Raw genomic sequence first — 18,949 nt, 5'->3', positions numbered from 1 at the left:
GGGTCATGGCCCAGCTCGGCATGGTGATGAACCTCGACAAGTGCATCGGGTGCCACACCTGCTCCGTCACCTGCAAACAGACCTGGACCAACCGGAGCGGCGTGGAGTACGTCTGGTTCAACAACGTCGAGACCCGGCCGGGCCTGGGCTACCCGCGGCGCTACCAGGACCAGGAGAAGTGGCGGGGCGGCTGGGAGCTCGACCGGCGGGGGCGGCTGACCCTCAAGTCCGGCGGCCGGCTGCGCAGGCTGCTGAGCATCTTCGCCAACCCGATCATGCCGTCCATCCATGACTACTACGAGCCCTGGACCTACGACTACGAGAACCTGACCACGGCTCCGCTGTCGGCCGACACCCCGGTGGCCCCGCCCCGCTCGCTGATCAGCAACGAGCCGATGGCCGTGCGGTGGGGTGCGAACTGGGACGACGACCTCGGCGGCGGCCCGGCGCTGGCCGCCCGGGATCCGGTGGTGGAACGGATCGGCGACCGCGTGCGGCTCGACTTCGAGAACGCCTTCATGTTCTACCTCCCCCGGATCTGCGAGCACTGCCTCAACCCGGCGTGCGTCGCGGCGTGCCCCTCGGGGGCGATGTACAAGCGGTCGGAGGACGGAATCGTCCTGGTCGACCAGGACCGGTGCCGGGGCTGGCGGATGTGCGTCACCGGATGCCCGTACAAGAAGGTCTACTTCAACCACCGGACCGGCAAGGCCGAGAAGTGCACCTTCTGCTACCCCCGGGTGGAGGTCGGGCTGCCGACGGTCTGCTCGGAGACGTGCGTGGGACGGCTGCGCTATCTCGGCGTGCTCCTCTACGACGCCGACCGGGTCACCGAGGCCGCCTCCGTGCCCGAGGACCGGGACCTGTACGAGGCGCAGCTGTCGCTGTTCCTCGACCCTCGCGATCCGGAGGTGGCCGAGGCCGCGGCCGCCTCCGGCATCCCCGACGACTGGCTGGAGGCGGCCCGGCGGTCACCGGTCCACGACCTCATCGCCAGATACCGGATCGCGCTGCCGCTGCATCCGGAGTACCGGACGATGCCGATGGTCTGGTACGTGCCGCCGCTGTCCCCCGTGGTCGACGCGCTGGCCGGCAGCGGGCACGACGGCGAGGACGCCGGCAACCTGTTCGGCGCGATCGAGTCCCTGCGCATCCCGGTGGAGTATCTGGCCGAGCTCTTCACCGCCGGGGACCCGGCGCCGGTGACGGCCTCGCTGCGGCGGCTGGCCGCGATGCGCTCCCACATGCGCCGGATCAACCTCGGCGAGGAGCCCGACCCGTCGATCGGCGCGCGCGCCGGGCTGACCGGCGACGACATCGAGGACATGTACCGGCTGCTCGCGCTGGCCAGGTACGAGGAGCGGTATGTGATCCCGACGGCCTACGCCGCCCAGCCCGGGTCGGTCGAGGAGATCGGCTGCAGCCTCGACTACGACGGCGGCCCCGGCATGACGGGCCCGTTCGGCGAGGCCTCCGGACAGCCGGCGCCGGTGTCGGTGGAGAGCTTCCACTCGCTCAGGCAGCGCCAGCGCGGCGACGACGTCACCCACGAACGCGTCAACCTCCTCAACTGGGACGGCAGGGGAATCCCCGAGGGGATGTTCCCCAGGAAGGACGATCGATGAGCGACCATCCGGCCGGTCACGGCGGCGCGCGCGTGGTGTGGCAGGCGGCCGCGCACCTGCTCGCCTACCCGAAGGAGGACTTCTGGGCACGGCTGCCGCTGGTCCGGGATGCGGCCGGCGGCCACTTCGGGCCCTTCCTGGACCACCTGTCGCGGGTGGAGCCGGGCGAGCTGGCCGCGCACTACGTGGAGACCTTCGACTTCAGGCGCCGGTGCTGCCTCTACCTGACCTACTACACCGACGGGGACACCCGGCGGCGGGGAGAGTCGCTGGCCCGGCTCAAGGCCCGCTACCGGGCCGGCGGCTGGGAACTGTGCGAGGACGAGCTGCCCGACTACCTGCCCGTGATGCTGGAGTTCGCCGCGCTGGATCCGGACGGGGCCGCGATCCTGCGGGAGAACCGGGCCGGGCTGGAGCTGCTGCGGTCGGCGCTGCACGAGTGCGCCTCGCCGTACGGGTCGGTGATCGACGCCGTGTGCGCCGCGCTCCCGCCGATCGGCGCGGCGGACCGGGCGGCGGTGGCCCGGCTGGCCGGCCAGGGGCCGCCGGCGGAGTCCGTGGGCGTCTACCGGTGAGCGGGCCGTTGGGGGGACGCCGATGAGCTGGACCGAGATCGCCTTCTGGGTGGTCATGCCGTACCTGACGCTGGTGATCCTGGTCGGCGGGCTGATCTGGCGCCACCGCTACGACAGGTTCGGGTGGACCACCCGGTCCTCGGAGCTGTACGAGAGCCGGCTGCTGCGGATCGGCAGCCCGCTGTTCCACTTCGGACTGCTTTTCGTGATCCTCGGTCACGTGTTCGGGCTGGTGATCCCGGAAAGCTGGACGAACGCGCTGGGGATGAGCGAGGCGCTCTACCACGCGATCGCGCTGATCGTGGGGGGTGTCGCGGGGGTGTGCACGCTGGCCGGGATCGCCTTGCTGATCTACCGCCGCCGCACCACCGGCCCGGTCTTCATGGCGACCACGAAGAACGACAAGACGATGTACGTCGTGCTGGTCGCCGCGCTCCTCGCCGGGCTCATGACCACGCTGCTCAGCGCCGCCTTCCAGGCCCATGACTACCGTCAGACGGTCTCCCCGTGGTTCCGTGGGATCTTCGTCCTGCGTCCCGACGCCGCGTCCATGATCCGCGCCCCGTGGACCTTCAAGCTGCACACGCTGGTCGGCATGCTGCTCATCGCGCTGTTCCCCTTCACCCGCCTGGTCCACGCCTTCGCCGCCCCGGTGGGTTACCTGTTCCGCCCCTATGTCGTCTACCGCAGCCGCGCCGCGTCCGGCCGTCAGGCCGTACGGACTCCTCGCCCGGGCTGGGACCGGTAGGGCGCGGGGCGAGGGCGCGGCCGTCCGGGCGTGCGACCGGGGGCACGAGGACCGGGGGCGCGGCCGTCCGCCGTGCCCCGGCTCTCGGGCGGGCACCTGCCTCAGCAGCTCAGGTCGCCTCCGGGGGTGGTGCCCAGGATCTGGACGAACCGCTGGTAGGCGTTGATGCGGCTCTGCACCTGGGCGGGGTTGCGGCCGTTGCACTCCAGGGCGCCGTTGATGCTGCGGATCGTCTCGCCGAAGCCCGCGCCGTTGACCATCGCGTTGTGCGCGGTCATCGTGCCGGGACCGTTCTGAGTCATCCAGTACCAGATACCGGTCTTCCAGGCCACCGCCGGATCGGTCTGCACCAGGTTCGGGTTGTTGAGCAGGTTGATGCCGAGCGCGTCACCCGCCGCCTTGTAGTTGAAGTTCCAGCTCAGCTGGATCGGGCCGCGGCCGTAGTAGGCGGCCTGGCCGGCGGGGCAGCCGTAGGGCTGGGAGGCGTCGCAGTAGTGGGGGTAGTTGGCGGTGTTCTGCTCGACGACGTAGACCAGGCCGCCGGTCTCATGGCTGACGTTGGCGAGGAAGGCGGCCGCCTCCTGCCTGCGGACGGTGTCGCTGCCCGTCTTGGCGAAGGCCGGGTAGGCGCTCAGCGCCGCGACCAGCCCGTTGTAGGTGTAGAAGGAGTTGCGGCTCGGGAACATCTGGCCGAACTGCGCCTCGCTCACCACGAAGCCCGTGGAGGGCGGCGTCGTGGGAGGTGTCGTGGGACCGCAGGTGTACGGCTCCCAGTACCACGTGCTGATGACCGGGTCGTAGCCCGGGTTGTCGTGCTCGGCCCGGTAGAACCGGCCGTCGGTGTACTTGACGATGTCGCCGGTGACGTACGCCCGGCCCGCCACCCAGTTCGGGTAGGCGCAGCCCGGCCCGGAGGTGGGCGTCGGCGTGGGGGTCGTGCCACCGCACGTCCCCTGATCGGCCCAGACGTCGGCGGTCCCCGGGGTCTCGTTCTGGGTCCACCACTTCGCCGACCAGTTGTGGCCGTTATGGGAGGCGGTCGCGCCGCCGGTGTAGACCGCCCCGGAGCTCCACGGGGTGGCGCAGGCCGCGGCGGAGGCGGAGGACATCGGCGCGACGACCGCCAGCACGCCCGCGACCGCCATCGCGGCCAGCGCGGCCATGATGCGTTTTCTCGACATCTGATCACTCCTTCGCGCGGCGGGTGCCGCGCAGGGGGCATGGGAGGTGGTGACCTCGCCGCCGGGAGTCCGTCTCTCCCGGCGGCGAGGGGCTTTCAGCCCAGGCCGTTGAGATAGGCCCGGTGGTTGCGGGAGAACTCAAAGGAGTCGTACCTGTCCCAGTTGATCGACCAGCTCATCAGGCCGCGCAGGTTCGGGTAGACGCCCCGCGGCTTGTACGGCCCGCAGCCGGTGCCCTTGACCAGGCAGTCGAAGGCCTTGTGGACCTCGGCCACCGAGGTGAAGCCGTTGCCCGCGTAGGTGGCGGCGGGCAGGCCGATGGCGACCTGCTCGGGGCGCAGGGCGGGGAAGAGGTTGTTCGGGTCGCCCGCGATCGGGAAGCCCGCGAGCAGCATGTCCGTCATGGCCACGTGGAAGTCCGCGTTGCCCATGGTGTGGTACTGGCCGTCCAGTCCGGTGATCGGCCCGGAGTTGTAGTCCTGGACGTGCAGCAGGGTCAGGTCGTCGCGCAGCGCGTGGATCACCGGCAGGTAGGAACCGGCCCGCTGGTCGGCCGAGCCGTTCGCGCCGGGGCCGTAGAACCGGTAGCCGAGTTGGACGAAGAACGTCTCCGGGGCCATGGTCAGCACGAACCTCGCACCGTACCTGGCCTTGAGGGTCTTCAGCGCGGAGATCAGGTTGACGATGACCGGGGTGGTCGGGGCGGCCAGGTCGGTGTCGCCCGCGTTGAGGTAGAGCGAGTGGCCCTCGAAGTCGACGTCCAGCCCGTCGAGGCCGTACCTGTCGATGATGGCGCTCACCGATTCGACGAATTTGTCACGCGCGGCCGTGCCGGCGAGCTGGACCTGGCCGTTCTGGCCGCCGATCGAGATCAGCACCTTCTTGCCGAGTGCCTGCTTGGCCCGGATCGCGGCGATGAAGTCGGCGTCGGACTCGACGCCGGGGCACTCGGCGACCGGGCATCGCCGGAAGCGGATGTCACCGGAGGTCACCGAGGTCGGCTCGCCGAAGGACAGGTTGACGAAGTCCCACTCGTTCGGCACGTCGGCCATCCGCACGTAGCCGGAGCCGTTGGCGAACGAGGCGTGCAGGTAGCCGACCAGCGTCCGCCTGACCGGGGGCGGATCGCCGATCGCGACGGAGACCGGGGCGGACCTGGCCGACTCGCCGGTCGGGTTGAAGGCGCTCACCTGGTAGGTGTGCGGGCCCATGCCGGGGGCGTCGGCGTAGGCGGCGGTCGTGGGGGATCCCACCTTGGCCCCGTCGCGGTAGACGTTGTAGCCGGTCACGGTCGAGGACTGCGGCGGGCTCCACGTCAGCGCCACGTTCGTGCCGTTGACCGTGGCGGCCAGGCCGGTCGGCGCGGTCGGCGGCTGTCCCTGCCCCTGTCCCGCCTCGCCGTCCAGGACGATGTCGTCGGCCTGGTAGGCGCCCTGGCCGTACCAGCCGTTGACGTGGATCGTCACCGACGTGGTGGAGGCGCCGGTGGTGAAGGTCCGGGTGAGCTGGGAGTAGGCCGACGGTGAGGAGGTCCAGGTGCTCTGATCCGTCGTGCCGGTCCCGCTGACCCCCAGGAACACGTAACCGCCGCGCACCCACGCCGACAGGGAGTAGGACGACGACGGCTTGACGCTCACCGTCTGCTGACACCGCGCGGTGTCCGAACCGGCAGGCGTGGCCTGTAACGCCTTCGACCCGCCGTGCACCGGCGACGACACCGCCGCCGCCCCCGACGAGGCCGTACACGTCCAACCGGCCAGATCATTCTCGAAACCGGGGTTCGTCGCGATGTTGGCGGCACGAGCCGGCGACGCGGCGAGCACCGTCCCGCCCAGCGCCAGCACGGCCACCGCCGCGAGCTTCCTGAGGTTCATCCGGTGTACCCCGCAAAGATCTTGGAGAAGTCGCGGGGCGCCCGCGGGATGCCGGTGCACTCGTAGAGCGGACCGGTGCGGGCGGTGCGATCGCGCGTCGTCGGCCGCACCCGTGCTGATCGTCGGTTCATGACCTGCCTCATGAGGCTTTGGTGGGGGTGTCATGGACAGAGGTACGGCTCGCACCCGGCGCAGCGGGTGCGAGCCGTACCGGCTAGAAGCCGGCGGTGATCTTCGTGAACTCCCAGTCGGCCTGCGCGATGCCGCTGCAGTTCTCCTGGACGCCGCCGCCGGGGCAGGGACGGTCACGGTTGACCGACCAGAACGCCAGGCGGGTCAACCCCTTGGACTTGGCCCAGTCCCTGATCTGGGTCCAGGTCGCCGGGGTGGTCTGCTCCTGCTGGTCGGACAGGCCGTTCATGCCGGAGATGCCCATGTGGGCGTAGGCCTGCGCGTCGGTCCAGCTGTTGGCCGACTTCAGCGCGTTCTTCAGGCCCTCCGCCGCGTTGATCGTGTTCTGGTACATGTTCGCGCCGCCGCCGAAGTCGAACGGCATGATCGTGTAGTTGTCGATCGGCACGGACAGGGCCTTGGCCTGGTTGATCAGGCGGATGCCGGGCGCGGTCGGGCCGCTGGTCGCGGTGCCGAAGGTGACGACGGCCTTGACGCCGGGGTTGGCCGTCTTGATGAGCTTGATGCCGTTGAGGATGCGGTCCTGGACGGTGTAGTTCTCGAACTCGTCGGTGTTCTCGATGTCGAAGTCGACCACCGCCGGGCCGACGGCGTCGATGACCTTCTGCACCGCGCCGGCGAAGGCGGCGGGGGTGGAGCAGTTCGGGCCGAGCTTGTTGCCCTGCCAGCCGCCGAAGGAGATCTGCACGCTGCCGCCCGCGGCCTTGATCTGGTTGATCGCGGCCTGGTCGGCGCCGCCGGTCAGCGGGCGCTGACCGTCCCATGCCGGGTTGCAGCCGTTCTGGGCCAGGATGAAGGCCATGGTGAAGGACTTGACGCCGGTGGCGCTCATCACGGTGGAGATGCTCGGCGGGTCGCCCCAGCCGGTGTAGTAGTACGGCGCGCCGTCCATCTTGCCGCCGGTGGGCGGGCAGCCGGTGGTGGTGCCGGTGACCTGAGCGCTGGAGGCGGACTCGCCGGCGGAATTGTACGCCTTGACCGTGTAGGTGTGGGTGGTGCAGACGCCCAGGCTGGAGACGGTGGCGGTGGTGCCGGTGACCTGGGCGCGCTGGGTGGTGCCCTCGTAGACGCGGTAGCCGGTCACGGTGCCGGAGGAGGCGCCCCACGACAGGGAGATGCCGCTGTCGGTCGAGCCGGTCACCGACGGGGCGCCGGGCTGACCGGGCGTGCCGTTGCCGGACGTGGTGCCGGTGACCTGGTTGCCTGCGCCGGAGACGTTCCCGGCGGCGTCACGGGCGCGGACGGTGTAGGTGTAGCTGGTGGAGGTGGCCAGCCCGGAGTCGGTGTAGGAGGTGCCGGTGGCGGTGGTCACCAGGGTCGAGCCCCGGTAGACGTCGTAGCCGGTGACGCCGACGTTGTCGGTGGAGGCGTCCCACGCCAGCGAGACGCTCGACGCGCTGGTGCCGGTCACGCGGAGGTTGCCGGGCACGCTGGGCGGTGTGGGATCGCCGCCGCCGGTGGCGATCTTCCACAGGGCGGGGACGTTGGGCGGCTCCCAGCCGGGCAGCGAGGTGTGGCCCTGGACGCACTCGTATTCGACGCCGTTGTAGGTCACCCGGGTGCCGGTGGCGTAGGCCGTCCACGCCTGCCACTGGGGGGCGGCGAACTGGACCGCCGACGCCTGGGGGGCGGCGTTCGCGGCGGCGGTGAATCCGGACAAGGACATCGCCAGGGCGGCGAGTACGGCGAAGGCCGTACGACGTGATCTCATGAGCATTCCTAGGGGAGGGTCGCGAGATGCGGCTTGACGGTCTTGGAGAAGTTCCAGTTGTTGCCGGCGTCCCAGTTGACGGACCAGGTCATCGCGCCCCGGATCTCGGGGTAGGCGCGCGGCGGCACGAAGCCGCCGCAGCCGGTCCGGGTGGCCAGGCAGGTCAGCGCCTGGTTGACCATGGAGGGGGCGACGATCCCGCCGCCTGCCGCGCCGGGTCCGGCCGGCAGGCCGAGCGCCACCTGGTCCGGGCGCAGGCCGTTCTCCAGCTGGATGCAGGCCAGCGCGGTCATGAAGTTGACCGTGCCTTGCGAGTAGGCGGCCATCTGGTCGCAGCCGAGCATCGAGCCGGAGTTGTAGAACTGGGTGTGGACGACCGTGAGGATGTCCTTGATGCTCAGTGCCAATTTGAAGTATTCGGCGCCGGGTGACTGCATGTCGATGGTCTGCGGCGCCATCGTGATGATCAGGCTCGCTCCCGCCTTGGCGCGCAGCGCTCGCAGGGCCTGGGCCATGTAGGTGGAGTTGAGGCCGTTCTCCAGGTCGATGTCGACACCGTCGAAGCCGTGGCTCTGCATCAGGCCGTAGAGGCTGTCGGCGAACTTGGTCGCCGCGGCGGCGCTGGAGACCTGGACGCGGCCCTTCTCGCCGCCGACCGAGATGATGACCTTCTGGCCCCGCGAGTGGAGGGTCTGCACGTCGGCCTTGAACTGGGCGTCGGTGTAGCCGCCGAGGGAGGCCGACAGGCCCGGGTCGACGCCGAAGACGACCTCGCCCGTGGTGGAGCCGGCCTCGCCGAAGGAGACGGCGACGAGGTCGTAGTCCCGGGGCACCGCCGACAGCCTGAGTTCGACGGCGGGGTTGTCGAAGTTGTGCCAGTAGCCGGTGAGGAAGTGCTTGGGCAGCCGGCCGATGGGGCAGCCGGTGGTGGTCGCGCTCGTCGGGTCGCTCTTGGCGCTCTCCTCCGTCGCGTTGTAGGCCGAGACCGTGTAGGTGTGCGCCTCGCAGACGCCCAGACCGGAGATCGTCGCCGTGGTACCGGTGACCGTGGCCTTCAGCGTCGAACCCTCATAGACCCGGTAGCCGGTCACCGCGCCGGAGGAGGCGCCCCACGACAACGCGACGCTGCCGGCACCGCCCGTCGCCGTCACCGCGCCCGGCTTGCCGGGGGCGCTCTCGCTGCTCCCGCCGCAGTCGGCGCCGTCGAGCCTGCAGTTCGCGGGCAGGGACGCCGTCCCGCCGGGAGTGCCGAGGAAGCCGAAGGTCACGCTGCCGCCGGCCGGGACGTTGCCGTTCCAGCCCAGGTTGGTGAAGGTGAAGTGCTGGCCGCTGCGGGCGAGGGTGGCGTCCCAGAAGGAGCCGACGCTGACTCCCGGCGGGAGGTCGAACTCCACTTTCCAGCTGCTCAGAGCCGCGCCGCCGTCGTTCTTGATCGTGTATTTGCCCTCGAAGCCGGAGCCCCAGTCGCCGACCTTGACGAAGGTGGCGGTGGCTGAGGCGGCCTGGACGGGCGGCGCGATCGCCGTCGCCATGGCGAGGGCCGCCACGGCGACGAGCGATCGAGCGATGACGCGAAATTTCACGTTAACCTCATGCATTCGGTGGGGGGTGGCCGTACGGCTCGCGCCTCTGGGGGGTGCTCCTCGGGGAGAACGAGGAGGCAGGCGAGAGCCGTACGGCGAGTAGGGCGCGGTCCCGGCCCGGCAGGAAGGGCGGGAGCGCACCGTGGATCGGCGCTGGTGGGCACTGGCCGGCATGGATCGGCGCTGATCGGCGCTGGCCGGCACGGGTCGGCGCGGGCGGATCGCCCGGCGTCGGCGGGAGCGTCGTCGTCATCGGCCGGCTCCCGGCCGTCGCCCCGAGCGTCTTCCTGGCTTATGTGGCCGGGCGTCCCGTTCCCTGGCCGGAGGTCTCGGCTCCCTGGCCGGAGGTCTCGGCGAGGGAGGTCACGGCGCCGGCTTCGCCGGGCGCGGACGGCCGGGGAGGGTGTTTGCCGGGGCAGTCAAGAGAAGTGAGGGAAAGGCACGCCGCATGATCGCTCCCAGGAGAGGGGAACTGTGGGGGGTGAGGCGTCCGGATGGTCGGACCTTCATGCAGTGGAGACCACTGTCATCGAGTTTCCGCAGCTTGGAATCCGGCCGGTCGGTGGCGAGCGGGTCACGGGCGCCCCTATTCGATATTTCTTTTAGGAAAGTTTCCTAAGAGTTGTCGCGATCGTAGCCTTGACAGACTTTCCCCACAAGGCCCAAAAAATCCAGGTTTCAACGACCCAGCTAGGCACGTTCCAACCTTCGGCGCCGAACCGTCCGGCGGTGAACCCCTGACGCCGCCGGACGCGTTCGGACGGTCGCGGCGGATCAGGCCATGGCCTCGGACAGGGGCTTGCGGACCAGGTCGGGAACCTCCGCGTCGTCGGCCGCGTAGCCGATCGGGAACAGAATGTAGGGCCGTTCGTTGGCCGGGCGTCCGCAGATGCCGGTCAGGAACGCCATCGGGTTCGGGGTGTGGGTGAGGGTGGACAGGCCCATCGCGTGCAGTGCGGCGATGAAGAACCCGCAGGCGATGCCGACACTCTCGTTGACGTAGTAGTGCTTGACCCTGCCCCCGTCGGGGCGCACGCCGTACTTCTCCGCGAAGCAGACCACCAGCCACGGCACCGTTTCGAGGTAGCCCTTGTCGGAACCGGTCTCCAGGTGGGCCAGGGCCGCACGCCACTCGGGGGTCAGCCGGCCTCCCTCGTAGTTCTGCCGCTCCTCGACCTCGGCCGCCCGCCTGATCCGTCCCTTCGTCTCCGGGTCGCCGATCACGACGAACTTCCACGGCTGCTGGTGGGCCCCCGAAGGCGCGGTGTTGGCCGTCCTGACGGCCAGTTCGACACACTCGCGCGGCACCGGCTCGTCGCTGAAGAACCGCACGCTCCGGCGCCGGTCCATGTGCTCGTAGAATTCCCGCCCTCGCGCGACCATCTCGGCCTCGGGATAGCGCTCCGGGCGATAAGGAATGAATGGGTATGAATGCTCCCGTGCCACGATTGCCTCCATAGTTGGCATATATGCAGGCGTAGTCTGAATTGTGGTCACAAGTAGGGCAACACCCTGGCCGGTTCACTGGCAGATCGACAGTCTCGCGTGCGCCACACGCTCCGGAGGTGGACAGATTGGCAGCTCGGCGAAACGGCCTGGACGAGCTCGACCGCAAGGTGCTCCATCTGATCAGGGACCGCCCGCGCGCGGGCCTGCTGGAGATCGCCCGTCTCCTGGGCGTCGCCCGGGGCACCGTCCAGGCCCGCCTGGACCGGATGGTGGCCGACGGCGTGATCACCGACTTCGGCCCCAACCTGTCCCCTCGCGCCCTCGGCTACCCCGTGCAGGCCTTCACCACCCTTGAGGTGGAGCAGATCTCCCGCGCCGACATCTCCGCCGCCCTCGCCGCGATCCCTGAGGTGCTCGAAGCGCACATCGTCACCGGCCCGGGCGACGTCTGGTGCCGCATCGCCGGCCGTGACCACGAGCACATCCAGCACGTCATCGACCTGACCCTGGCCATCCCCGGAGTACGGCGCAGCAGCACGGTGATCACCCTGTCGACCGTGGTGCCGCATCGGGTCCAGCCGCTGGCCGACGGCGGCTGAGCCGGGCACACCGGCGAGCCCGGCACGGGGCGCCCGCACCGTCACCGTGACGCCGGACCTCCCGGCTCCCTCGTGGCGGGCCTCAGCTCTGCAGCGGATTGCGGGTGACGAGCCCGGGGAAGCGGCTGAAGTCACGGTCCACGGTCCACAGCTCGCGAACACCGTGCGCGACGCACAACGCCGCGATCCGCGCGTCGTGGACCATTGGACCGACGACCTTGCCCGACTCGAGTAAGGACTTGAGTGTGGGCCAGTGGTTGTCCGTCTCACCGATCGCCACGAGAGACGGCGATCCCAGCCAGGCCTCGATCTGGGTGAAAGCCTCCACCCCGGTGCTCGGCGGCGCGTAGACGCGAGGGTGGGTCACGATCGAGAAGAATTCGTGGACGCAGGGCCACGGAAGTGCCCACGACGCCTTTCCCTCGGCGAGGGTCCTCAGTGCCGACGCGGCTCGGTCGTGGAACCCGCTGTCACACCGGTGGGCGTAGACGAGGACGTTCGTGTCCACAGCGATCACAGGCGATCTCCGTAGGCCAGGGAGCGGATGTCCTCCCATGAGGCACCGCTCACCTGCGGCTGGAGACCGCGACCGCCCACAGCCGCGTCGGGCAGCCGGTAGCCCCCCTTTCTCGCCCGTCTCGCGAGCGCGAAGCGCAGGCCCTCCTCTATCAGGGCCCGCAACGTCGTCCCTTCGGCCCTGGCCACCTGGCGGGCCTCACACAGAAGGGCATCGGGAATGTCCACGGTGGTCTTCATATTGCTGGCAATACCCACGAAGCAATATTGCCATACTTCTTTACCCAAAGCATGCGATCCACTACATCGAGTAGTCGACGCGAGGCGCGAGGAGCGTGGGCGGGTCACGCACCGCACCCGCCCGGCCGGGGCGCCGGGCGGGAAGCGCCCCTTCGGGGAGTACGGTGATACGGATCCCGTAACGCCCCCTGGAGCACCACTATGTTCTTCGGCATCACCGATATATGGACCTATGTCATCGGCGCCTTCTTCATCATCCTGCTGCCCGGACCGAACTCCCTCTACGTGCTCGCCACCGCCGCGCAGCGCGGGGTGCGGCAGGGATACCGCGGCGCGATGGGGGTCTTCCTCGGCGACACCGTCCTGATGGTGCTCGCCGCCGCCGGGGCCGCCTCGCTTCTGAGGTCGACGCCGATCCTGTTCGGCATCGTCAAGTACGCCGGGGCCGCCTACCTGGCGTGGATCGGGTTCCAGATGCTGCGAGGGGCCTGGCGCTCCTGGCGGGCGGGCAGGAGCGCGGAGGCCGCCCCGGCGCCGGAGGCGACCGTGGAGAACCCGTTCCGCAAGGCCCTGGTGATCAGCCTGATGAACCCGAAGGCGATCCTGTTCTTCATCTCCTTCTTCATCCAGTTCGTGGACCCCGGCTATGGCACGCCCGCGCTGTCGTTCCTGATCCTGGGCGCGATCTGCCAGCTGTTCAGCATGCTCTACCTGTCACTGCTGATCTTCAGCGGAACCTTCCTGGCCGGTCAGTTCCGGGCACGCCGCAAGCTGTCGGCCGGACTGACCTCCGGGGTGGGCGCGCTGTTCATCGGTTTCGGCGCGCGACTCGCTACCGCGACGCTTGGTTGACCTTGATCGCCACGCTGACGAGTGAGAGGAACAGGTCGGCGTCGGCCTTGCCCTCGATCGTCATGGCCACCCACCCGGCGTCCCTGCCGGGGGTGACCCGACGGCAGTCGGTGAGCACCCGGGCCCACCGGTCGATCACGGCGGTGGTCAGCAGCAGCTCCGCGGTGTGATCTCCGGACATCCTGACGATCTCCCGGCCGCTGGCCCGGAACCCGAGCCCCCTGCGGGTGCGTTTCAGTGCGAGGTCGGGCCAGCGGATGAGCTGGGCCGCCACGTTCGCGACACCCTCGGTTGACCGGTCGGACGTGTGCGCGTGCACTGCCATATCTGAATCGTCGCGGACCGGACGTCATCGGGAAAGCTTCCGTTTCTCAACCGTTACCGACAGACCGAACTTCCGAACACATCCGTCGCTCTTCATGTCAGATGCCGCGGCCGAGGCCCTCCCGGTGGAGGGCTCCGGGCCTGCGAGGCGCCGTTTTCCCGGCGTTCTCGCGGCTTTCCCGGCATTCTCGCGGCGCCTTCCGTACCGCGCGACCTCACGCGCCCATCCGCGGGGACCCGTCGGCCGCGCCGGGCGAGCCGTACGGCGCCGGAAGGTTATAGGGAAGGCATGCGTTCGGTTCGGGTACGGTAAATGGCCCCCGAACATCGGCGCGGCTTTCCCGTAAGCCCATACGACAAACCCGGCATGACTGGCAATCTCGTGTCGGGGTAGGCGCGTAATCCCAGCGCCGGTCATTCCACCGTCCCGTGGAGCGTCATGAGCCATGCACCCGTCGTCCTGCCCCGCCTCACCACCCTGGCCCGCCAGGCGGTGCCGAAGATCCTGGAGGGCGTCATCGCCCCCCTGGCCGTCTTCTACTCCGCACTCGCCCTCCTCGGCGAGCACGGCGCGCTGATCGCCGCGGTGAGCTGGGTGTACGCCGGAGTGGGATGGCGGCTGATCCGACGGGTCCCGGTGCCGGGAACGATGCTCATGGCCGCCATCGCGATCACCGTGCGGGCGCTGACGGCGCTGTGGAGCGGGAGCATGGCGTTCTTCTTCCTGCAGCCCGAGCTGGGCACGATCTGCATCAGCATGGCCTTCCTCGCCTCGGTGCGGCTGAACCGCCCGCTGGTGCAGAAGCTCACCCTCGACTACATCCATCTGCCCACGGCGGTGCTGAAGCACGAGCGGGTCCGCCGGTTCTTCGCCCGGATCACGCTGCTGTGGGCGTTCGTGCTGCTGACCAACTCGGCGGTGAGCATCTGGCTCCTGCTGCACCAGTCGATCGGCACCTACCTGCTGGTCCGCACCTCGGTGGTCGCCCTGATCAGCGGCCTGGCGGTGGCGGTGTCCGTCTACGCCTTCCGCCGTGTCCTGCGTCGCCTGCACCACGAGCCCGTCCCCGCCTAGCGCTGACACGCCGATCGACATCCCCGGTTCGACATCCCCGGCGGATCCACGGGGCGGCGCCTACGGGCTCCCGAGTTTCCGCAGCGCCTGCTCAGACGCCGAGCCCGGCTCGGCGGCGAACAGGTCCAGCCCGCAGCACGACGGTTCGTCGGGCAGCGCGATGAGCTCACCGTGCAGGGTCAGTTCGCCCACGACCGGGTGGTGCAGCACGTACTCCCGGTACCGGACCTGCGCGACCGGGTGCTCCGCCCACATCCGTGCGAAGTCCTCGCTCAGATCCCGCATGTGGTCGATGTGCGCCGCGAGTCCGGAGTCCCCGCGATACCGCCCGAGCAGAACGCGCAGATGCGCCACGTGCTCGTGCGCCGCCCGCTCCCAGCCGGTGCGGTGCAGCTCGCGCTGGTAGGGCTCGGTGAACAGCAGGTGCGAGAGCGTGCGGCGATTCTCCGGCAGCGCGGGGAAGTCGCCGAACACGGCCACCGCGAGCTGGTTCCAGCCGACGATCTGGGTGTGCCTGCCGACCACCAGCGCCGGCGTCATCACGAACGACTCCAGCAGGTGGCGAAAGCCCGCAGGCACATCCGACGAGGTCGCGGCCCCCGCGCACGGCAGGGGAGGCCGTGCGATCCGGCGCAGGTAAGCCGATTCGTCGGCGTCCAGGCGCAGCGCCGCGCCGACGGCGTTCAGGACCTCGTCCGAGACGCTGTCGCCCTTGCCCTGTTCCAGACGCGTGTAGTGGGCGATGCTCACACCCGCCAGCCGGGCCAGCTCCTCACGCCTCAGGCCCGCGACCCGGCGCGCTCCGCCGTAATCGCGCAGCCCGACGTCCTCCGGGCGCAGACGGGCACGGCGTGATTTGAGGAACTCGCTCAGCTCGGTCCGGTCGTTCACGCCACAACCCTACGCCTGGGCGTGCGGCGGGTGATCATGCCGTGAGTACGCAGAACACGGGTCTGGTCGGGCGGTCGCGGCGGCTCCAGGCTGTCAGGCGAGCCACCCACGTGCGACCGGCGCGGCCCTGCCGCGCTCGCCGCCGGCTCTCATCGCGACATCTACACGAACGAACGGAGAGAAGCCGTGTCCCGAACGCTCGGACTCATCGGCAGCGGAATGATCGGTTCTTCCGTTGCCCGCCTGGCCGTCGCGGCCGGCCTTGAGGTCGTCCTCAGTAATTCGCGAGGCCCTGAGACGCTCGCTGATCTTGTTGCTGAGCTGGGCGGGCATGCCCGAGCGGCCACACCGGCAGAAGCGGCACGCGCCGCGGACCTGGTGGTGGCGGCCATCCCGTTGAAGGCCTACGAACGGCTCCCCGCCGAAGCCTTGTCCGGCAAGACGGTGCTGGACACGGCGAACTACTACCCCGAGCGGGACGGCCACCTGGCCGAACTGGATGCGGGCGAACTGACCTCCAGCGCTCTGATGCAGCGCCACCTCGCGGGTTCCCAGGTGGTCAAGGCGTTCAACAACATCACCCCGCACCAGCTGTTCTCACTCGCCCGGCCCGCGGGCGCGCCGGACCGCAGCGCCCTGCCCGTCGCCGGCGACGACGCCGGGGCCAAGGCAGAGACCGCCCGGCTGTTGGACGTCCTCGGCTATGACGCGGTGGACATCGGCACGCTTGCCGCCAGCTGGCGCAGCGAACCGAACACACCGGTGTACATCCAGCCCTATCTCGGTGAAACACCCGCCATGAGCGTTGAGGCCTTCCTCCGCTGGACTCTCCGGACACCCGGCATCGCCGTTCCCGCAGCGCAGGTCGGCAAGCTCGTCGAGACCGCGGTTCGACGGCCGGCAGGCGAGGCCAGGCTCCCGAGCGACGACTGATCCTGGAACCCCGCCGGGTCACCGGTTTCATTTGAACCTTCGCGCCCTTTCACATGATTTCCCCGGGTCGACCTTCAACCGGCGTTCTCATGCTCGCGCTCGACCAGGGCGAAGGCGCCGGCGAGGCCGGTGACGAGACCGGTCAGCAGGGTGAACAGGGTCACCAGGTCCATCGCGCCCCCGCCGGGAGCGGCCTTGAGGGCGGTAGGCGTCAGTGTGACGAGCAGCATCCACATCGACCAGCCGAACATGCCCCCCGAGCCGATCCAGGCGAGTGTCACCGGTACCCACAGCGGTCGCCCGGACCGGCGGCGGACGATCGCCAGCAGACCGGCCGCCCCGGCGATCGGCAGCAGCACGCTCACCGCGCCCTGCAGCCAGGAGGCGAGGGAGCGGTCGGCGAGCGCCCCGGCGGGGAGCCCGACGGCGAAGCCCAGGAGCCAGCTCAGATTGAAGGCGGCCAGGATCAAGGCGACGATCATGGCTCCCCCGGCCACGAAGACCTGAAGCTCCTGCGTCGGACCCGCCGCGCCCTCCGAGGTCCGCCGGGTGAACATCCCGGGCCAGCGCCGGCGAGCGTGGAACACGAAACCGGCGACGAGCCCGAACGCCTGACAGGTGAACCCGGCGTAGACGACGGCGAAGACCCATCCGGCCACCGGACCGCCCCCGGCGACGAACGGGGTGCCGCCGAAAAGATCGGCCAGGAAGACCGGGACGACCACGAGCGGGAGCGGGACCAGCAGCCCGATGCCGACCCACATCGGCGCGAGGATCAGTCCCGCGGGGATTCGGAACCCCCAGGGCCGGACGAAGGCCAGCGCGATCAGCAGCGCCACCGCGTCCAAGCCGAACGTGAGCAGGTTGAGGCCGAAGAAGCCGCCGTCCCGGAGCATGACCGGGTCGTCGATACCGGCGGATCCGCCGGTCAGCCAGATGAGCTTGAGGGTGATGTAGGGCAGCGTGCCCGCGACCGTCACCGCGGTCGCCGTCAGGCGCAGGGCCCATGCCCTCGCGTCGTCATTCGCATCGGTCATGCCTGCGACTGTCCTCGCTCCGGCCGCGCCGTCCCTCCCCCCTTACGGGGAACCGCCTCCCCCGTAAGGGGTGGGTGAGAGGCGGCCCGGCAAGGCGCCTGCGCCGGAGACGACAGGCTTTCCCCGACGAAAGTAGGGGGTCGAGGCGGCCGATCGTGCGATGCGGCGACCCCCGCCCGGTTTCTAGGTTCGACGGGACGCTTCCCTGAGGGATCTCAGGGAAGCGCCCCGCCACCTTCCGGGTCTTCCCCCGATGTCCGGAAAGCGACGGGCCGTCAGCGTACTGGTGGAGATTTCCCCCACTCATTGGAGCGCAGCCCATGACACAGGCCATCCTTGACGCCTTGCACGATGTGATGACCTCGCCCTGGATCTATCCGGCGCTGTTCGCGTTGGCGATGCTCGACGGATTCTTCCCGGTGGTGCCCGCCGAGACCTCCGTCATCACGGCGGGCGTGTTCGCCGCCTCCACCGGCGCGCCGAACCTCGCGCTGGTGATCGTGGTGGCGGCGCTGGGCGCGTTCGCCGGAGATCACATCTCCTATGCCATCGGGCGCACCACCAACGACCGGCTGCGCAACGGCAGGCGCAGCGGCAAGGCGTTCGCCTGGGCGGAGAGGGCGTTGACCGAGCGGGGCGGCCTCGTTCTGGTGGTGGCCCGCTACATCCCCGGCGGCCGGACCGCCTGCACCCTCACCATGGGTGCCGTCGCCTACCCGCGGCGCCCGTTCGCCCTCTTCGACGCCGTCGCCGCCTCCTCCTGGGCGATCTACTCCTCGCTGATCGGCTACGTCGGCGGTGCGGCCTTCGAGAACGACCCGGTCAAGGGCCTGCTGCTCGGTCTGGGCATCGCTCTGTCGATCACCGTGGCGGTCGAGGCGGTCCGGCACGTACGGCGTCGCCGTACCGCTCCGGCGCCGGAGCGGGTCCTCGCCGGCTCACGTGACTGACCGCCGGACGGCGTATGCGGCGATCACCGCCGCCGAAGGTGTCGCCGGTCAGGGAGATGTTCCCGGCCGGACGGGCGCCACGATCGGAAGGCCGTCCACGGCCGGTGCGGCACGGATCGGAAGATGTTCCCGGGCGGGTCCGAACGCCGGCCGCCCGGAGGTCAGGCCCGCCTCCAGATCAGGGTGTGCCATCGGCCTCCCTCGGCGGCGGCCAGGATGAGCCGGTCATCGTCGAAGTTCAGCTCGTGGATCTGGGTGGTGCCGGCGGCGGCCGGGTCGAGCGCCATCTCGACGTCGTGGGCCACCTGCCCGTCGCGGACCTCGTAACGGCCCGCGCAGCAGAAGAACGACGCGAACGCCTCGGCCCGCGCCTGGACGGCCGCCTGCCCGGCCGCGGATCCGGGTAGTGGCGGGCGCGCGGCCCGTGTGACGGTCGCGCTCATGTGGCCGTCGTGGGTGTAGCAGAGCAGGCCGGTCGCGTCACGGCCGAAGGGGTGGGAGATTCGACCGCCGGCATGAGCGATCCGCCACTCGACCAGCCACCAGGCTCCGACCAGATCCATGCCCGCGAAACTACGATAAACGAAGCCAGCG

At 69.9% G+C, this 18,949-nt stretch carries 19 protein-coding genes; 8 read left to right on the top strand and 11 right to left on the bottom strand.

The window, feature by feature from the left end; all coding sequences use genetic code 11:
• Positions 1 to 5: 5 nt before the first annotated feature.
• The 3 genes from narH to narI are packed head-to-tail and all read left to right on the top strand — an operon-like array spanning position 6 to position 2,948.
• Positions 6 to 1,625, top strand: a complete 1,620-nt coding sequence (narH, locus tag ACQPYK_RS10485) for a nitrate reductase subunit beta (protein WP_433258754.1) — start codon at positions 6 to 8, stop codon at positions 1,623 to 1,625.
• On the top strand, positions 1,622 to 2,200 hold the full coding sequence (gene narJ / locus ACQPYK_RS10480; protein WP_433253596.1) for a nitrate reductase molybdenum cofactor assembly chaperone: 579 nt from the start codon (positions 1,622 to 1,624) through the stop codon (positions 2,198 to 2,200). The genes narH and narJ overlap by 4 nt, the downstream gene beginning before the upstream one ends.
• A gap of 22 nt (positions 2,201 to 2,222) precedes the next feature.
• On the top strand, positions 2,223 to 2,948 hold the full coding sequence (gene narI / locus ACQPYK_RS10475; RefSeq protein ID WP_433253594.1) for a respiratory nitrate reductase subunit gamma: 726 nt from the start codon (positions 2,223 to 2,225) through the stop codon (positions 2,946 to 2,948).
• A 101-nt stretch (positions 2,949 to 3,049) separates the two neighbouring features.
• On the opposite strand, the gene ACQPYK_RS10470 is transcribed toward narI, so the two are convergent.
• From ACQPYK_RS10470 to ACQPYK_RS10450, 5 genes are all read right to left on the bottom strand, one after another.
• Positions 3,050 to 4,129 (bottom strand): glycoside hydrolase family 19 protein, encoded by a 1,080-nt coding sequence (locus tag ACQPYK_RS10470; RefSeq protein WP_433253592.1) that lies wholly within the window; start codon positions 4,127 to 4,129, stop codon positions 3,050 to 3,052.
• 95 nt (positions 4,130 to 4,224) lie between these two features.
• Positions 4,225 to 6,003, bottom strand: coding sequence for a chitinase (locus ACQPYK_RS10465; protein WP_433253590.1), 1,779 nt, complete (start codon positions 6,001 to 6,003; stop codon positions 4,225 to 4,227).
• 214 nt (positions 6,004 to 6,217) lie between these two features.
• Positions 6,218 to 7,906 carry a fibronectin type III domain-containing protein gene (locus ACQPYK_RS10460; RefSeq protein WP_433253588.1) on the bottom strand — a complete coding sequence of 563 codons (1,689 nt, stop codon included), beginning with the start codon at positions 7,904 to 7,906 and terminating at the stop codon, positions 6,218 to 6,220.
• An 8-nt stretch (positions 7,907 to 7,914) separates the two neighbouring features.
• The gene (locus ACQPYK_RS10455) at positions 7,915 to 9,489 is read right to left on the bottom strand and encodes a chitinase (protein WP_433253586.1); all 1,575 of its coding nucleotides are present in this window, start codon (positions 9,487 to 9,489) and stop codon (positions 7,915 to 7,917) included.
• 774 nt (positions 9,490 to 10,263) lie between these two features.
• On the bottom strand, positions 10,264 to 10,839 hold the full coding sequence (locus ACQPYK_RS10450; RefSeq protein ID WP_433253584.1) for a nitroreductase family protein: 576 nt from the start codon (positions 10,837 to 10,839) through the stop codon (positions 10,264 to 10,266).
• Positions 10,840 to 11,063: 224 nt separating this feature from the next.
• Between ACQPYK_RS10450 and ACQPYK_RS10445 the strand changes: the two genes are divergently transcribed.
• The gene (locus tag ACQPYK_RS10445) at positions 11,064 to 11,537 is read left to right on the top strand and encodes an Lrp/AsnC family transcriptional regulator (RefSeq protein ID WP_433253582.1); all 474 of its coding nucleotides are present in this window, start codon (positions 11,064 to 11,066) and stop codon (positions 11,535 to 11,537) included.
• 82 nt (positions 11,538 to 11,619) lie between these two features.
• Here the strand turns inward: ACQPYK_RS10445 and ACQPYK_RS10440 are convergent, their stop codons facing one another.
• Both ACQPYK_RS10440 and ACQPYK_RS10435 read right to left on the bottom strand, forming a co-directional pair.
• Positions 11,620 to 12,054, bottom strand: a complete 435-nt coding sequence (locus ACQPYK_RS10440) for a type II toxin-antitoxin system VapC family toxin (protein WP_433253580.1) — start codon at positions 12,052 to 12,054, stop codon at positions 11,620 to 11,622.
• Complete coding sequence (locus ACQPYK_RS10435; protein WP_433253578.1) at positions 12,051 to 12,293, bottom strand: type II toxin-antitoxin system VapB family antitoxin; 243 nt, start codon at positions 12,291 to 12,293, stop codon at positions 12,051 to 12,053. The genes ACQPYK_RS10440 and ACQPYK_RS10435 overlap by 4 nt, the downstream gene beginning before the upstream one ends.
• 201 nt (positions 12,294 to 12,494) lie before the next feature.
• Here ACQPYK_RS10435 and leuE point away from each other — a divergent pair, with 201 nt between their 5' ends.
• Positions 12,495 to 13,145 carry a leucine efflux protein LeuE gene (leuE, locus tag ACQPYK_RS10430; protein ID WP_433253576.1) on the top strand — a complete coding sequence of 217 codons (651 nt, stop codon included), beginning with the start codon at positions 12,495 to 12,497 and terminating at the stop codon, positions 13,143 to 13,145.
• On the opposite strand, the gene ACQPYK_RS10425 is transcribed toward leuE, so the two are convergent.
• The gene (locus ACQPYK_RS10425) at positions 13,126 to 13,470 is read right to left on the bottom strand and encodes a luciferase family protein (protein ID WP_433253574.1); all 345 of its coding nucleotides are present in this window, start codon (positions 13,468 to 13,470) and stop codon (positions 13,126 to 13,128) included. The two genes, leuE and ACQPYK_RS10425, sit on opposite strands and share 20 nt — an antisense overlap.
• Positions 13,471 to 13,908: 438 nt before the next feature.
• Here ACQPYK_RS10425 and ACQPYK_RS10420 point away from each other — a divergent pair, with 438 nt between their 5' ends.
• Entirely contained in the window at positions 13,909 to 14,544 is a 636-nt protein-coding gene (locus ACQPYK_RS10420) for a VC0807 family protein (RefSeq protein ID WP_433253572.1), read from the top strand.
• A gap of 60 nt (positions 14,545 to 14,604) precedes the next feature.
• On the opposite strand, the gene ACQPYK_RS10415 is transcribed toward ACQPYK_RS10420, so the two are convergent.
• Positions 14,605 to 15,435, bottom strand: a complete 831-nt coding sequence (locus ACQPYK_RS10415; protein ID WP_433253570.1) for a helix-turn-helix domain-containing protein — start codon at positions 15,433 to 15,435, stop codon at positions 14,605 to 14,607.
• Between the two features lie 186 nt (positions 15,436 to 15,621).
• Here ACQPYK_RS10415 and ACQPYK_RS10410 point away from each other — a divergent pair, with 186 nt between their 5' ends.
• Positions 15,622 to 16,368: an NADPH-dependent F420 reductase gene (locus tag ACQPYK_RS10410; protein WP_433253568.1), complete on the top strand. Its 747-nt coding sequence runs from the start codon at positions 15,622 to 15,624 to the stop codon at positions 16,366 to 16,368.
• Between the two features lie 74 nt (positions 16,369 to 16,442).
• On the opposite strand, the gene ACQPYK_RS10405 is transcribed toward ACQPYK_RS10410, so the two are convergent.
• Positions 16,443 to 17,405 (bottom strand): hypothetical protein, encoded by a 963-nt coding sequence (locus ACQPYK_RS10405; RefSeq protein ID WP_433253566.1) that lies wholly within the window; start codon positions 17,403 to 17,405, stop codon positions 16,443 to 16,445.
• 320 nt (positions 17,406 to 17,725) lie between these two features.
• Between ACQPYK_RS10405 and ACQPYK_RS10400 the strand changes: the two genes are divergently transcribed.
• Positions 17,726 to 18,355 (top strand): DedA family protein, encoded by a 630-nt coding sequence (locus ACQPYK_RS10400; RefSeq protein ID WP_433253564.1) that lies wholly within the window; start codon positions 17,726 to 17,728, stop codon positions 18,353 to 18,355.
• 161 nt (positions 18,356 to 18,516) lie between these two features.
• Here the strand turns inward: ACQPYK_RS10400 and ACQPYK_RS10395 are convergent, their stop codons facing one another.
• Entirely contained in the window at positions 18,517 to 18,918 is a 402-nt protein-coding gene (locus ACQPYK_RS10395; protein WP_433253562.1) for a lipocalin-like domain-containing protein, read from the bottom strand.
• Positions 18,919 to 18,949 lie beyond the last annotated feature (31 nt).

Source organism: Streptosporangium sp. CA-135522 (assembly GCF_050949235.1).
Taxonomy (GTDB): Bacteria; Actinomycetota; Actinomycetes; order Streptosporangiales; family Streptosporangiaceae; genus Streptosporangium.
Note: the sequence above shows the minus strand (reverse complement) of the source record. Positions and strands in the feature narration are given on the sequence as shown.

Coding starts and splice junctions, on each gene's coding strand:
- narH (WP_433258754.1), top strand. CDS start 6: ATGGCCCAGCTCGGCATGGTGATGAACCTCGACAAGTGCATCGGGTGC.
- narJ (WP_433253596.1), top strand. CDS start 1,622: ATGAGCGACCATCCGGCCGGTCACGGCGGCGCGCGCGTGGTGTGGCAG.
- narI (WP_433253594.1), top strand. CDS start 2,223: ATGAGCTGGACCGAGATCGCCTTCTGGGTGGTCATGCCGTACCTGACG.
- ACQPYK_RS10470 (WP_433253592.1), bottom strand. CDS start 4,129: ATGTCGAGAAAACGCATCATGGCCGCGCTGGCCGCGATGGCGGTCGCG.
- ACQPYK_RS10465 (WP_433253590.1), bottom strand. CDS start 6,003: ATGAACCTCAGGAAGCTCGCGGCGGTGGCCGTGCTGGCGCTGGGCGGG.
- ACQPYK_RS10460 (WP_433253588.1), bottom strand. CDS start 7,906: ATGAGATCACGTCGTACGGCCTTCGCCGTACTCGCCGCCCTGGCGATG.
- ACQPYK_RS10450 (WP_433253584.1), bottom strand. CDS start 10,839: ATGGACCGGCGCCGGAGCGTGCGGTTCTTCAGCGACGAGCCGGTGCCG.
- ACQPYK_RS10435 (WP_433253578.1), bottom strand. CDS start 12,293: ATGAAGACCACCGTGGACATTCCCGATGCCCTTCTGTGTGAGGCCCGC.
- leuE (WP_433253576.1), top strand. CDS start 12,495: ATGTTCTTCGGCATCACCGATATATGGACCTATGTCATCGGCGCCTTC.
- ACQPYK_RS10425 (WP_433253574.1), bottom strand. CDS start 13,470: ATGGCAGTGCACGCGCACACGTCCGACCGGTCAACCGAGGGTGTCGCG.
- ACQPYK_RS10420 (WP_433253572.1), top strand. CDS start 13,909: ATGAGCCATGCACCCGTCGTCCTGCCCCGCCTCACCACCCTGGCCCGC.
- ACQPYK_RS10405 (WP_433253566.1), bottom strand. CDS start 17,405: ATGACCGATGCGAATGACGACGCGAGGGCATGGGCCCTGCGCCTGACG.
- ACQPYK_RS10400 (WP_433253564.1), top strand. CDS start 17,726: ATGACACAGGCCATCCTTGACGCCTTGCACGATGTGATGACCTCGCCC.
- ACQPYK_RS10395 (WP_433253562.1), bottom strand. CDS start 18,918: ATGGATCTGGTCGGAGCCTGGTGGCTGGTCGAGTGGCGGATCGCTCAT.